Origin of the sequence: Streptomyces sp. NPDC048479 (assembly GCF_040651435.1) — a bacterium.
Classification (GTDB): domain Bacteria; phylum Actinomycetota; class Actinomycetes; order Streptomycetales; family Streptomycetaceae; genus Streptomyces.
In genome coordinates, this window is record NZ_JBEZKA010000006.1 from 320,397 (window position 1) to 334,217 (window position 13,821).

Here is a 13,821-nt window from a genome sequence, read left to right on the forward strand (position 1 = left end):
CTCGTACTTGGAAAGCGCGTCGGCTGAGCAGAGTCATGAAGGCCCTGCGGACCCCTCCCGACGCGCTCCCCTCGCTTGCCTCACGGCACGAGGGGTTTTTTGTTGCACTGGAACCTCTCAAACCCTCGCAAAAACCCTCAGCTTCGAGAAGAGAATGTCGATGACCGAGCAGGCCACCGGGGCCCACCACCCGCAGCCGCGGGCCCGTAGCGGCGGACCGACGTCCGCCACCGTTGAGCACGTCACGGGCGCGCAGTCCCTCATCCGTTCTCTCGAGGAAGTGGGGGCCGACACGGTGTTCGGCATCCCCGGCGGTGCCATCCTCCCCGCGTACGACCCGATGATGGACTCCACCAAGGTCCGTCACATCCTGGTCCGCCACGAGCAGGGCGCGGGCCACGCCGCGACCGGCTACGCCCAGGCCACCGGCAAGGTCGGCGTGTGCATGGCCACCTCGGGCCCCGGCGCCACCAACCTGGTCACCCCGATCGCCGATGCCCATATGGACTCCGTCCCGCTGGTCGCGATCACCGGCCAGGTCTCCTCCAAGGCGATCGGCACGGACGCCTTCCAGGAGGCGGACATCGTCGGCATCACCATGCCGATCACCAAGCACAACTTCCTGGTCACCAAGGCCGAGGACATCCCGCGGACCATCGCCGAGGCCTTCCACATCGCCTCGACGGGACGCCCCGGAGCGGTCCTGGTCGACATCGCCAAGGACGCCCTCCAGGCGCGGACCACCTTCAGCTGGCCGCCGCGGCAGGACCTGCCCGGCTACCGGCCGGTGACCAAGCCGCACGCCAAGCAGATCCGCGAGGCCGCCAAGCTGATCACCCAGGCCAGGCGCCCCGTGCTGTACGTCGGCGGCGGCGTCCTCAAGTCACACGCCACCGCCGAGCTGAAGGTCCTCGCAGAGCTCACCGGCGCCCCCGTCACCACCACCCTGATGGCACTGGGCGCGTTCCCCGACAGCCACCCGCTGCATGTGGGAATGCCGGGCATGCACGGTGCGGTCACCGCCGTCACCGCGCTGCAGAAGGCCGACCTGATCGTCGCCCTCGGAGCCCGCTTCGACGACCGCGTCACCGGCAAGCTGGACAGCTTCGCCCCGTACGCCAAGATCGTCCACGCCGATATCGACCCGGCCGAGATCGGCAAGAACCGCACCGCGGACGTCCCGATCGTCGGCGACGCCCGCGAGGTCATCGCCGACCTGGTCCAGGCCGTCCAGGCCGAGCACAGCGAGGGCCACGCCGGCGACTACACCGCCTGGTGGAACGACCTCAACCGCTGGCGCGAGACCTACCCGCTCGGCTACGAGCAGCCGAACGACGGCAGCCTCTCCCCGCAGCAGGTCATCCAGCGCATCGGCGAGCTCGCCGACCCCGACACCATCTTCGCGGCGGGCGTCGGCCAGCACCAGATGTGGGCCGCCCACTTCATCAACTACGAGCAGCCGGCCACCTGGCTGAACTCGGGCGGTGCCGGGACGATGGGGTACGCGGTCCCGGCCGCGATGGGCGCCAAGGCCGGTCAGCCGGACCGGATGGTCTGGGCGATCGACGGCGACGGCTGCTTCCAGATGACCAATCAGGAGCTCACCACCTGCGCGCTGAACAACATCCCGATCAAGGTCGCGATCATCAACAACGGCGCGCTCGGGATGGTCCGCCAGTGGCAGACCCTCTTCTACAACCAGCGCTACTCCAACACCGTGCTGCACTCGGGGCCCGAGAACGGCATCGCGGTGGAGGGCAAGTCCAGCGGCGGCACCCGCGTTCCCGACTTCGTGAAGCTGTCCGAGGCGATGGGCTGCTACGCACTGCGCTGCGAGTCCCCGGACGACCTCGACAAGGTCATCGCCGAGGCCAACGCCGTCAACGACCGCCCCGTCGTGATCGACTTCATCGTCCACGAGGACGCCCAGGTCTGGCCGATGGTCGCCGCAGGCACCTCCAACGACGAGGTCATGGCCGCGCGTGGCGTCCGCCCCGACTTCGGCGACAACGAAGACGACTGAGCCGAGAGTCCGAGAGAGAAGACCGAGAGAGACCGACACATGTCCAAGCACACGCTCTCCGTCCTGGTCGAGAACACCCCAGGCATCCTCGCCAGGATCGCCGCGCTGTTCTCCCGCCGTGGCTTCAACATCGACTCGCTCGCCGTCGGTGTCACCGAGCACCCCGACATCTCCCGCATCACGATCGTGGTCAATGTCGAGGACCTGCCGCTGGAACAGGTGACCAAGCAGCTCAACAAGCTGGTCAACGTTCTGAAGATCGTCGAGCTCGAGCCGGGCGCCGCGATCCAGCGCGAGCTCGTGCTGGTGAAGGTCCGCGCCGACAACGAGACCCGCTCCCAGATCGTCGAGATCGTCCAGCTGTTCCGCGCCAAGACCGTGGACGTCTCGCCCGAAGCCGTCACGATCGAGGCCACCGGTTCGAGTGACAAGCTCGAGGCGATGCTCAAGATGCTCGAGCAGTTCGGCATCAAGGAGCTCGTCCAGTCCGGGACGATCGCCATAGGGCGCGGCGCGCGGTCCATCACGGACCGGTCCCTGCGCGCACTGGACCGCAGCGCCTGACCGGATCCTGCCAGGGCCGTGCTCGCATGGCGAGACTTGAAGACTTCCGCACCCCATCCCGCCGTACGGTGGGACGCAAACAGCGTCATTCCAAGACGTGCACACCAAGGAGATATCCCAGTGGCCGAGCTGTTCTACGACGACGACGCCGACCTGTCCATCATCCAGAACCGCAAGGTCGCGGTCATCGGCTACGGCAGCCAGGGTCACGCCCACGCGCTGTCGCTCCGTGACTCGGGTGTCGACGTCCGGGTCGGTCTGCACGAGGGCTCCAAGTCCAAGACCAAGGCCGAGGAGCAGGGCCTGCGCGTGGTGACCCCCGCCGAGGCCGCGGCCGAGGCCGACGTCATCATGATCCTCATCCCGGACCCGATCCAGGCCCAGGTCTACGAGGAGTCCATCAAGGGCAACCTGAAGGACGGCGACGCGCTGTTCTTCGCCCATGGCTTCAACGTCCGCTTCGGCTTCATCAAGGCGCCGGCCGGTGTCGACGTGGCCCTGGTCGCCCCGAAGGGCCCCGGCCACCTGGTCCGTCGCCAGTACGAGGAGGGCCGTGGCGTCCCGGCGATCGCCGCCGTCGAGCAGGACGCGACCGGCAGTGCCTTCGCGCTGGCGCTCTCGTACGCCAAGGCCATCGGCGGCACCCGCGCCGGCGTCATCAAGACGACCTTCACGGAGGAGACCGAGACCGACCTCTTCGGCGAGCAGGCCGTTCTCTGTGGTGGCACGTCCGCGCTGGTCAAGGCGGGCTTCGAGACGCTGGTCGAGGCCGGCTACCAGCCGGAGATCGCCTACTTCGAGTGCCTCCACGAGCTGAAGCTGATCGTGGACCTCATGTACGAGGGCGGCCTGGAGAAGATGCGCTGGTCGGTCTCCGAGACCGCCGAATGGGGCGACTACGTCACCGGCCCCCGCATCATCACCGACCAGACGAAGGCCGAGATGAAGAAGGTCCTCGCCGAGATCCAGGACGGCACGTTCGCCAAGAACTGGATGGACGAGTACCACGGCGGTCTGAAGAAGTACAACGAGTACAAGACGCAGGACGAGAACCACCTGCTCGAGACCACCGGCAAGGAGCTGCGCAAGCTCATGAGCTGGGTGGACAACGAGGAGGCATAAGCCTTGGGGTCGGGGGCCGGGACGAGCGAGTCCCGGCCCCCGACCACTCCGTCCGGGGCCCCTGCCACTCTGTCCGGCCGAGCTCCAGCGCTTCTCCACTCTGTCCAGCCACGGACGGGTGATCCTGCCGTCAAGGCGCAAGACTCGCCTTGTGGCACCACTACACTTCTCAACACATACGCGTCAGGCCCACAGTGTCGTGCGTCTTCCACGCGGCTAGCCCCCTCCACCGCCTGCGGCCGTCGGGACGGCCGTCCGCAATGGACTAGTGAGGACTCACGTGAGCTCGAAACCTGTCGTACTCATCGCTGAAGAGCTGTCGCCCGCCACCGTCGACGCGCTGGGCCCGGACTTCGAAATCCGGCACTGCAACGGCGCCGACCGTGCCGAACTGCTTCCGGCCATCGCCGATGTCGACGCGATCCTGGTCCGCAGCGCCACCAAGGTCGACGCGGAAGCCATCGCCCTCGCGAAGAAGCTGCGGGTCGTCGCCCGCGCCGGTGTCGGCCTCGACAATGTCGATGTCTCCGCCGCCACCAAGGCCGGCGTGATGGTCGTCAACGCCCCGACGTCCAACATCGTCACCGCCGCCGAGCTCGCCTGCGGTCTGCTGGTCGCCACCGCGCGCAATATCCCGCAGGCCAACACCGCCCTGAAGAACGGCGAGTGGAAGCGCTCCAAGTACACCGGCGTGGAGCTGAGCGAGAAGATCCTCGGCGTCGTCGGTCTCGGCCGTATCGGCGTCCTCGTCGCGCAGCGGATGTCGGCCTTCGGTATGAAGATCGTCGCCTACGACCCCTATGTGCAGCCGGCGCGCGCCGCGCAGATGGGCGTCAAGCTTCTCTCGCTCGACGAGCTGCTCGAGGTCTCGGACTTCATCACCGTGCATCTGCCGAAAACCCCGGAGACGCTGGGGCTGATCGGCGACGAGGCGCTGCACAAGGTCCAGCCGCACGTCCGTATCGTCAACGCCGCACGCGGCGGGATCGTCGACGAGGAGGCGCTGGCCTCCGCGCTCAAGGAGGGCCGGGTCGCCGGCGCGGGCCTGGACGTGTACACGAAGGAGCCCTGCACGGACTCCCCGCTGTTCGAGTTCGACCAGGTCGTCTGCACCCCGCACCTCGGCGCGTCGACGGACGAGGCGCAGGAGAAGGCGGGCATCTCGGTCGCGCGTTCCGTGCGTCTCGCGCTCGCCGGTGAGCTGGTGCCCGACGCGGTCAACGTCCAGGGCGGAGTCATCGCCGAGGACGTACGTCCGGGTCTGCCGCTCGCCGAGAAGCTCGGCCGGATCTTCACCGCGCTGGCGGGCGAGGTCGCGGTCCGCCTCGACGTCGAGGTGTACGGCGAGATCACCCAGCACGATGTGAAGGTGCTCGAACTGTCCGCGCTCAAGGGCGTGTTCGAGGATGTCGTCGACGAGACCGTGTCGTATGTCAACGCCCCGCTGTTCGCGCAGGAGCGCGGTGTCGAGGTTCGGCTGACGACGAGCTCGGAGTCGCCGGACCACCGCAATGTCGTCACTGTCCGCGGCACGCTCTCGGGCGGCGAGGAGGTCGCGGTCTCCGGCACGCTGGCCGGCCCCAAGCACCTCCAGAAGATCGTCGCGATCGGTGACCACGACATCGACCTGGCGCTCGCCGACCACATGGTCGTCCTGCGGTACGACGACCGTCCCGGTGTCGTCGGCACGGTCGGCCGGATCCTCGGCGAGGCCGGACTGAACATCGCGGGCATGCAGGTCTCGCGCGCGGAGGAGGGCGGCGAGGCGCTCGTCGTGCTGACCGTGGACGACACGGTGCCGCCGCCGGTGCTGACGGAGATCGCGGACGCGATCGGCGCGGCGTCGGCCCGTACGGTGAATCTCACCGACTGAGGCCGACTGAGACCGACTGAGACCGACTGAGTACCTCGGGCGGAGTACGTCAAAGGGCCCGGCCCACCGCGTGATCGCGGTGGGCCGGGCCCTTTGTGTGTACGTTCAGCTCGCCGTGACCAGTTCAAGTGCCAACCGTCTAGTACATCTGTGTAGAACGCAGGTATAGGACAGTTGTATGGACGCGCGATACGCTGCTGACATGGGACATCGTGAGGATCTGCTCGAAGGCGCCAAGCGCTGCCTGCTGGAGAAGGGCTACGCCCGGACGACCGCGCGCGACATCGTCGCGGCCTCCGGCACCAACCTGGCCTCCATCGGCTACCACTACGGCTCCAAGGAGGCGCTGCTCAACCAGGCCTTCCTGGCGGTGACCGAGGAGTGGGGCGACGCGGTCGGCCCGGCCAACAGGGAGGCGCCCGATACGGCGGCGGATCCCCTCGAGCGCTTCGAGAAGACCTGGGAGCAGGTCATCGCCGCGTTCGATGCCAGCCGCCAGGTCTGGAAGCTCCAACTGGAGGTCGTATCGCGGCTCGACGACGACGAGAAGCTGCGCGAGGCCATCAGGGAACCGCAGTTGGAGGGCCGAATGGGGATGGCCGAGGCCTTCATCGGCATGGACCAGGAGGCGGACCCGGAGAAGGCCCGGGTGGCGGGGCTCTTCTACCAGGCGCTGGTGGCGGGCGTGATGATCCAGTGGATGGTCGACCCGGAGACGGCGCCGTCGGCGAAGGACCTGACGGACGGGTTGCGGGCGATCCTGGAGAAGAAGGGCTGAGACCCGCTGCGGGGTCCGCCTGTCGGAGTCTCGCTGTGGTTGCCGCTTCCGCGCCCCCCGCGTTACCTGGAACGGGGCGGAGCGAGGCTCACGGAGCGGCGATGATCACGCAGGAGCAGGTCGATCAAATCCTCCGGGTGGAGGGAAACGGACTTCCGTATGTCTCTCTCTACGTCCCCGTGGAACCGGACAGGACGGGCCGCCGCGCGTACACGTGTCGGTGCGGAGGCATCCTCGGTCAGGGACGGTACGGCCACTGCGGCGGACCCCAGGCGCGGACTTCGGCAGCGGCGGGCTTTCCTGCGTGGGTGCCCCTATCTCTGGGACTCGTTGCCGTGGCGGACGGTCAGGACGATGGTGGGCTGACCGGCTTGAGCAGCCGGACATGGCGCCACACGTTCGTGTAGGCACGCTGGGCCTCCCGCATCCAAGAAGGGGGCGCGTGCCAGTCGACGGCCACCTCGCGCTCGCCCCACGCCACCTGCATGATCCGGCGGCCAGCGGCGAAGCTCTCGACGACATCACGGCGCAGGAACAGCAGATTCCCGCGCCAGGGCTTGTCCACGCTGAAGGCCGCAGAGGCGCGTCGGCCGTCCAAGCCCACGAGGTCCAGGGTGCCGGGCAACTGACGCAAGCCGAACCGGGCGGCGCATTCGAAGGACGGCACATTGCTGTTGGGGGCGACCAGAACGGCTACGACATCCCCTTTCCGTACGCCGTTGTCACGCAGCGTATGGAATATCTCGAGCACGGAACGGTTCGGTTCGGCACCTGATATCACCTGACCGCGCCAGCGAAGAACCGGACGGTCCGAATCCAATGAGCACACCGAGAGAATGCCCGAGACATAACTGTCGCTTTCGCTCCACCATTGGCCCTGTAGGGTCATCCCCTGCCTCTCCATGGAAACCCCGCCGACTTCCGTTCCGCTGGCCCGGGTGAATTCCGATCCTCCCATTCGGAAGATATGCGGGGAAGGACGTTCGGCCCGCTGAATCGGCAGGCCGAAAGGGTCGCCCGCACGGGGTAGCCGTCTGGGTACTCTGCCGCTCCGGATGGCCCCAGGACACCCACCAGGACGGGCTCCGGGAGCAGACGCACCGGCGGGGGCGCCCGCACCCGTGTCCCGCCTCCGTGCCCGGAACGGAGCACGGGGCGGGACAGAGGCAGAACGCGAGGTGGGGCACGGAATTCCCGCGAGGTCAAACATCAGGTTCAGAAATTGACAGAGCACTTGGCGGCATGCCCCCGGGAGCGTACTGAATCGCCGGCCCGGTCACATCTTCAAGAATTGACAGAACACTGGGCGGCATGCCCTCGGGTACGCCGGAAAATCGCCGACTGTTATCGGTCGCCAGGGAATTGACACCCGTCTGATGGTTGCTTACGGTCCGCTCGTCAGGTTTTCCAGACCGCGTCCGAAGGTATTCATGACTACATCCACGTTGCCGAAGTCCAGGCAGCAGTTGATTCTTGCCGTTCTCATGGTGTGTTCACTGCTGATCTGGCTGGACAACACCGTCCTGAGTACCACCCTGGAGACCCTCGCGGACCCGGTCCGTGGGCTGAACGCCAGCCCGGCCGAGCTGCAGTGGGCCACCGGCTCGTACACGCTGGCCTTCGCCACCTTGATGTTCACCGCGGGCGCGCTGGGCGACCGCTTCGGTCACCGGACCGTGCTCGCAACAGGCCTGGTGGTCTTCGCCGCGTCCTCGGTGTGGGCGGCGTTCGCGGGCGACGCGGGGCAGCTGATCGCCGCCCGGGCCGCGATGGGCGTCGGCAGCGCGCTGATCATGCCCGGCAACCTGGCCATCCTCATGTGGACATTCACCGGCCCGGCGCGGTCGACCGCGATCGCCATCTCCTCGACCTCCGCCGGCGTCGGCATGGCCGTGGGCCCGGTGCTCGCCGGCGTGCTGCTCGACCACTTCTGGTGGGGCTCGGTCTTCCTGGTCAACGTCCCGGTCGTGGTCCTCGCGCTGATCGGCATCGCCCTGCTGGTCCCGAACTTCCGCAGCCCCGTCGTGCGACCGCTGGACCCGGCCGGAATGCTGCTGTCGATCAGCGGCCTCGCGGCGCTCGCCTACGGACTGATCCGCACGGGGCAGGTAGCGGCCTGGGGCCGTACGGACGTCTGGGCGCCGATCGTCGTCGGACTGATCCTGCTGGCCGTGTTCGTCCGCGTCGAACTGCGCAGCAAGATGCCGAGCTTCGACCCCCGGCTTCTCGCCCAGCGCGCGTTCGGTGGCGGCAACGTAGCCCTCGGACTGCTTCTGTTCGCCATATCCGCCGTCACCTTCTACAACGCGTTCTACCTGCAGGGCGCCCGCGGCTACTCGCCGGTCGAGGCGGGCCTGGCCGGCCTCCCGACCGCGCTCGGCGCGATCCTGGGGGCACCCGTGGGCGCGCGCCTGGTGCATCGCTGGTCGCTGCGGCTCGTCGCCGTGCCGGCCCTCACCGTCGCGGCGCTGACCATGGGCGCTTACGGGCTCTTCGGGCTGAGCACTCCCCTCGTCTGGATCGAGGTCCTGCTGCTGGTCCAGGGCCTGTCCATCGGCATGGTGATCGGCCCGGTGACCGCGGCGCTGATCAGCACCCTGCCGTTGGAACGCGCCGGCGCCGGATCGGCCGTCACCAACACGGTGCGCCAGACCGGCAGCGTGATCGGGATCGCCGTCGGCGGCACGATCATGTCGATCGTGTACCGGCGCGCGATCGAACCCTCGCTGCACGGTGTCCCCGGACCGGTGCGGGACCAGGCGCGGGTCTCCGCCGAACAGGCCCGGCACGTCGCCACCACGTCCCACCTGCCCGCGCTCGGGTACGCCGCCGATGACGCGTTCGTCCACGCCATGCACGTCGGTGCAATCTGGATCATGCTCATCGCGCTCTTCGGCGCGGCCGTACTACTGCTGGCCCTGCGCGCGGTCCGCAAGCCCGCGGCTGCCGGGGGTGAGCCGGAGCCCGCGCAGGAGGACGGCCCGACCACGGACGAGGCGGCCCCCCGGGCCGGGGCCGATGCCCGGCCCGCCCGCGAGGGCGACGACGTGGGCACCCGCTGACGCCATGGGAACCAGGCAGAAACTCCCCGAGGCGCGGTCGGACAGTCAGGCCACTTACCTGCCCGCCCGGCACATATTCGCCCTGTGGACTTGGGCCGACGGCGCCGTGGGGGCGGCCCCGCCGGTCGGCGACGTCGAGACCGTTCCCCTGGTCGTGCCGACGCCGGACCTCGGCAGGCTCGGGCACTGCCCATGATCACGCGGAAATGCTCGAACGGTGCTCATGATCACGCGGAAGTGCTCACGAAGCCGCGGATCCTAGAGCGCCCTAGAGCCGTGCCGCCTTCAGGGCCATGTGCAGCAGCAGCCGGTCCTCGCCGTCGCCCAGGTCCAGGCCGGTGAGCTGCTCGACGCGCGAAAGCCGGTAGTAGAGCGTCTGGCGGTGGATGCCGAGCGCCGCCGCGGTGCGTCCCGCCTGGCCCGCGCAGTCGAGGAACACCTCGGCGGTGCGGGCCAGTTCGGTGTGGGAGCGGTCGAGCAGCTCGCGTACGGCGGGGTCGTGCGCGGCGTCCGCGGGGAGCGCGGTCAGCATGCGGTACGGGCCGATGGCCGCCCACTCGGCGACCGGGCCGAGCCGGGGCTCGGCCCGGGCCGCGCGGGCCGCGGAAGCCGCCTCCAGCCAGGCGGTGTTGAGCCCGGCGAGGCCGCGCCGCGGCGTGGCGATCCCGGCGGTCGCCGCGTCCCCGCCCGCGGCGGCGCGGAGCCGGTCGGCCGCGGTGAGGGCGGGCGAGAGGGTGTCGGCGGAGCGGAGCCGTACGAGGACGGCGAGCGCATGGCCGTCGGGGGCGGAGTCGTCGTGCGGGTGCGGGGCGCCGGACGGAGAGGCATCGGCTCTGCCGCGAGACATGCGGGTCGCGGCGCGCCGGGCCGAGGTGCCGGTGCTCGCGCTGCTGCCCGGATCTCCGGCCCCGTCCGGGGCCGTATCGAGTTCCCCGGTCTCGAGCTGCCCGGACCTGCCGCCGTCGCCGAGTCCCGTGTCCCACGGCACCGTGCACAGCGCCGCCACACCCGGCAGCGAGCGCGACGACGGGGCATCGGCCGCGGTCCATGGCGTCACGCACACCACCGCGTGCAGGCGGTCCGCGCTCGTGCCGCCCAACGCCGTGCGGAGCGCCGCCACCGCCATGTCGTACTGCCAGCCGCTCTCCGCCGTCAGGACGGCGCGGAACTCACGGGACAGATCCGTGCCCGCCCGTTCCTCGTCGGCGAGCAGCGTGCCGATCCTGGCCGTGACCTCCATCGCCGCGGCGAGCTGGGCCTGCGTGGGCCCAGGGGCCGCGTCGAGCAGCCATACGTATCCGAGGACGATGCCCCCGTGGCGTACCGGAAGGCAGATCCGGTCGCGGAAGACCCCCGCCTCCGGGGCTGCCGGGATCCGGACCGGGCCCGTCGCACGTGCGATGCCGAAGCCCTCGAACCAGGCGCGGACCGCCGGTGTGGACTTCCGGGTCAGGATCGAGCGCGTCCTGACGGGGTCCATCGCGGTGTCGTCGTCGCTGTCGTGCGCTCCGAAAGCGATCAGGCCGAAGTCCCGGTTCTCCAGTGTCGCCGGCTCGGCCAGCAGCGCCGAGATCTCGTCGACCAGCTCTTGGTAGTCGCCCTTCACTCCGACATTCTCGCACCCCTTCAGACATCTGTCTGAGATCCGGACCACGGATGCGTGACAGCTGTCGATGGCAGAGGATCGGAGCGATCCTTAGGTTTCACGGTGGTTCTTCGTGCTGTTCCGGATGCGTTGTCTTCTGTTCCGCTTTACCTCGCTTCGGCTCTGTCCGTTCTCTCCGTGGAGGTCCCCGTGCTGGGTCCCGTGATCCTCGCCGCGTCGCGCAGCGACAAGATGCGCCGTATCGTCTCGGCCGCCCCGGTCACCAAGCCCGTGGTGAACCGGTTCATCGCCGGCGAGACGGTCCAGGAGACGATCCCCGTCGTCCGGGACACGGCCGACGGTGGTCTCGAAGTCACGCTCGACGTCCTCGGTGAGGACATCACAGAGCCGGCGGAGGCGCTGCGCGCCCGCGACGCCTACCTGGAGCTCATCGAGGCCCTTGAGCCGCTGGATCTCGGGGTCCGCGCCGAGATGTCGGTGAAGCTCTCCTCCTTCGGCCAGGCCCTGCCCGGCGGGCACGACCTCGCGCTGAAGAACATCACCACGGTCGTCGAGGCCGCCGCCGGGATCGGCACCACGGTCACCCTCGACATGGAGGACCACACCACCATCGACTCGACGCTCGCGATCCACTCCGAACTGCGTGAGCGCTTCCCGCAGACCGGCGCCGTCGTCCAGTCGTACCTCTTCCGCACCGAGGACGACTGCCGCGCGCTGGCCGCGGCAGGTTCACGCGTACGTCTGGTCAAGGGCGCCTACAAGGAGCCCGCGACCGTCGCGTACCAGGACAAGGCCGAGGTCGACAAGGCCTACATCCGCTGCCTGAAGATCCTGATGGAGGGTGAGGGCTACCCGATGGTCGGGTCGCACGACCCGCGCATCATCTCCATCAGCCAGGAGCTCGCACGCCGGGCGGGCCGCAAGCTCGACGAGTACGAGTTCCAGATGCTGTACGGCATCCGCGATGCCGAGCAGCAGCGGCTCGCCGCCGAGGGCCACCGGATGCGTGTCTACATCGCGTACGGCACCGACTGGTACGGATACTTCATGCGCCGCCTCGCGGAGCGCCCCGCCAACCTGGCGTTCTTCCTGCGTTCGCTGGTCAGCCGCGGCTGAACCCCCCAACTGACCTACTGATTAAGGAGATTCGGCACCCATGGACGCTGTCACCCAGGTCCCCGCGCCGGTCAACGAGCCGGTTCACTCCTACGCGCCCGGCAGCCCCGAGTGCGCCCGCCTCGAGGCGAAGCTCAAGGAGCTGTCCGAGAACCCGATCGAGCTGCCGATGACGATCGGCGGCGTCCGGCGGATGGGCGGCGGAGAGCGCGTCGACGTCGTACAGCCGCACAACCACAAGGCCGTCATCGGTACGTTCGCTGCTGCCACGCAGCAGGACGCGCAGGACGCGGTCGACGCCGCGCTCGCCGCCGCGCCCGCGTGGCGTGCGATGTCCTTCGACGACCGCGCCGCGATCATCCTGCGCGCGGCCGAGCTGCTGGCCGGTCCGTGGCGCGAGACGCTCGCCGCCTCCACCATGCTGGGCCAGTCGAAGACCGCCCAGCAGGCCGAGATCGACACCCCCTGCGAGCTCGTCGACTTCTGGCGCTTCAACGTCAAGTACGCCCGTGACCTGCTCGCCGAGCAGCCGCCGGCCAACTCGCCGGGTGTGTGGAACCGTCTGGACCACCGTCCGCTCGAGGGCTTCGTCTACGCGATCACGCCCTTCAACTTCACCGCGATCGCGGGCAACCTGCCGACCGCCCCCGCCCTCATGGGCAACGTCGTCGTATGGAAGCCGTCCCCGACCCAGACCCACGCCGCCGTGCTGCTGATGCAGCTCCTGGAGGAGGCCGGTCTGCCGAAGGGCGTCATCAACCTGGTGACGGGCGACGGTATCGCCGTCTCCGAGGTGGCGCTGAACCACCCCGAGCTGGCCGGTATCCACTTCACCGGCTCGACCAAGACCTTCCAGCACCTGTGGAAGACGGTCGGCAACAACATCGAGAAGTACCGCTCCTACCCGCGCATCGTCGGCGAGACGGGCGGCAAGGACTTCGTCGTCGCGCACCCGAGCGCCGACCGCGCGGTGCTGAAGACCGCTCTGACCCGCGGCTCCTTCGAGTTCCAGGGCCAGAAGTGCTCGGCGTCCTCGCGTGCGTACATCCCCGCGTCGATCTGGAACTCCGGCTTCAAGGAGGAGTTCGCGGCCGAGGTCGACAGCATCAAGATGGGTGACGTCACGGATCTGACGAACTTCATCGGTGCCGTGATCGACGAGCGTGCCTTCGCGAAGAACAAGGCCGCGATCGACCGCGCTGCCGCCGACCCGACCTGCACGATCGTCGCCGGTGGCACGTACGACAACTCGGTCGGCTACTTCGTCCGCCCGACCGTCGTCGAATGCGCGGACCCGAGCAACGAGGTATTCACGACCGAGTACTTCGGCCCGTTCCTGGCGGTCCACGTCTACGAGGACGACCAGTACGACGCCATGCTCGAGCAGATGGAGTCGGTGTCGGCCTACGCCCTGACCGGCGCGGTCATCGCCAACGACCGTGCGGCGGCAGCGCACACGATGGAGAAGCTGCGGTACGCCGCGGGCAACTTCTACATCAACGACAAGTCGACCGGCGCCGTCGTCGGCCAGCAGCCCTTCGGCGGCGGCCGCGCGTCCGGCACCAACGACAAGGCGGGCGCCCCGCAGAACCTGATGCGCTGGACGCTGACCCGCGCGATCAAGGAGACACTGGTCCCGCCGACGGACTACCCGTACCCGCACATGGGCTGACCTCC

Annotated in this window: 11 protein-coding genes; 9 read left to right on the top strand and 2 right to left on the bottom strand. The window is 68.8% G+C overall.

All coding sequences use genetic code 11. The annotated features are described in order from the left end of the window. Positions 1-154: 154 nt before the first annotated feature. The 5 genes from AB0D12_RS12805 (at position 155) to AB0D12_RS12825 (ending at position 6,360) form a co-directional block, all read left to right on the top strand. Positions 155-2,023 carry an acetolactate synthase large subunit gene (locus AB0D12_RS12805; RefSeq protein ID WP_362680443.1) on the top strand — a complete coding sequence of 623 codons (1,869 nt, stop codon included), beginning with the start codon at positions 155-157 and terminating at the stop codon, positions 2,021-2,023. Positions 2,024-2,062: 39 nt separating this feature from the next. Continuing rightward, positions 2,063-2,587 carry an acetolactate synthase small subunit gene (gene ilvN / locus AB0D12_RS12810; RefSeq protein ID WP_071263920.1) on the top strand — a complete coding sequence of 175 codons (525 nt, stop codon included), beginning with the start codon at positions 2,063-2,065 and terminating at the stop codon, positions 2,585-2,587. Between the two features lie 120 nt (positions 2,588-2,707). Then, entirely contained in the window at positions 2,708-3,709 is a 1,002-nt protein-coding gene (gene ilvC, locus AB0D12_RS12815; protein WP_327326256.1) for a ketol-acid reductoisomerase, read from the top strand. A 280-nt stretch (positions 3,710-3,989) separates the two neighbouring features. Beyond that, positions 3,990-5,582, top strand: coding sequence for a phosphoglycerate dehydrogenase (gene serA / locus AB0D12_RS12820; protein ID WP_362680446.1), 1,593 nt, complete (start codon positions 3,990-3,992; stop codon positions 5,580-5,582). Between the two features lie 202 nt (positions 5,583-5,784). Further along, positions 5,785-6,360 carry a TetR/AcrR family transcriptional regulator gene (locus AB0D12_RS12825; RefSeq protein WP_362680449.1) on the top strand — a complete coding sequence of 192 codons (576 nt, stop codon included), beginning with the start codon at positions 5,785-5,787 and terminating at the stop codon, positions 6,358-6,360. A gap of 346 nt (positions 6,361-6,706) precedes the next feature. On the opposite strand, the gene AB0D12_RS12830 is transcribed toward AB0D12_RS12825, so the two are convergent. Then, positions 6,707-7,249, bottom strand: a complete 543-nt coding sequence (locus tag AB0D12_RS12830) for a hypothetical protein (protein ID WP_362680451.1) — start codon at positions 7,247-7,249, stop codon at positions 6,707-6,709. A gap of 541 nt (positions 7,250-7,790) precedes the next feature. Here AB0D12_RS12830 and AB0D12_RS12835 point away from each other — a divergent pair. Both AB0D12_RS12835 and AB0D12_RS12840 read left to right on the top strand, forming a co-directional pair. After that, positions 7,791-9,422, top strand: coding sequence for an MFS transporter (locus AB0D12_RS12835; protein WP_362680454.1), 1,632 nt, complete (start codon positions 7,791-7,793; stop codon positions 9,420-9,422). Positions 9,423-9,426: 4 nt separating this feature from the next. Further along, complete coding sequence (locus tag AB0D12_RS12840; RefSeq protein WP_362680457.1) at positions 9,427-9,618, top strand: hypothetical protein; 192 nt, start codon at positions 9,427-9,429, stop codon at positions 9,616-9,618. Positions 9,619-9,690: 72 nt separating this feature from the next. Here the strand turns inward: AB0D12_RS12840 and AB0D12_RS12845 are convergent, their stop codons facing one another. Next, complete coding sequence (locus AB0D12_RS12845; protein ID WP_362680460.1) at positions 9,691-11,028, bottom strand: helix-turn-helix domain-containing protein; 1,338 nt, start codon at positions 11,026-11,028, stop codon at positions 9,691-9,693. Between the two features lie 189 nt (positions 11,029-11,217). Between AB0D12_RS12845 and AB0D12_RS12850 the strand changes: the two genes are divergently transcribed. Continuing rightward, complete coding sequence (locus tag AB0D12_RS12850; protein ID WP_362680463.1) at positions 11,218-12,144, top strand: proline dehydrogenase family protein; 927 nt, start codon at positions 11,218-11,220, stop codon at positions 12,142-12,144. Between the two features lie 40 nt (positions 12,145-12,184). After that, a complete protein-coding gene (gene pruA / locus AB0D12_RS12855) occupies positions 12,185-13,816 on the top strand; it encodes an L-glutamate gamma-semialdehyde dehydrogenase (RefSeq protein ID WP_362680466.1) in 1,632 nt (543 codons plus the stop codon). Positions 13,817-13,821: the final 5 nt, after the last annotated feature.

Excerpts from the sequence above, each read along its gene's own strand:
- AB0D12_RS12805 (WP_362680443.1), top strand. The coding sequence starts at position 155 with ATGTCGATGACCGAGCAGGCCACCGGGGCCCACCACCCGCAGCCGCGG.
- ilvN (WP_071263920.1), top strand. The coding sequence starts at position 2,063 with ATGTCCAAGCACACGCTCTCCGTCCTGGTCGAGAACACCCCAGGCATC.
- AB0D12_RS12825 (WP_362680449.1), top strand. The coding sequence starts at position 5,785 with ATGGGACATCGTGAGGATCTGCTCGAAGGCGCCAAGCGCTGCCTGCTG.
- AB0D12_RS12830 (WP_362680451.1), bottom strand. The coding sequence starts at position 7,249 with ATGACCCTACAGGGCCAATGGTGGAGCGAAAGCGACAGTTATGTCTCG.
- AB0D12_RS12835 (WP_362680454.1), top strand. The coding sequence starts at position 7,791 with ATGACTACATCCACGTTGCCGAAGTCCAGGCAGCAGTTGATTCTTGCC.
- AB0D12_RS12840 (WP_362680457.1), top strand. The coding sequence starts at position 9,427 with ATGGGAACCAGGCAGAAACTCCCCGAGGCGCGGTCGGACAGTCAGGCC.
- pruA (WP_362680466.1), top strand. The coding sequence starts at position 12,185 with ATGGACGCTGTCACCCAGGTCCCCGCGCCGGTCAACGAGCCGGTTCAC.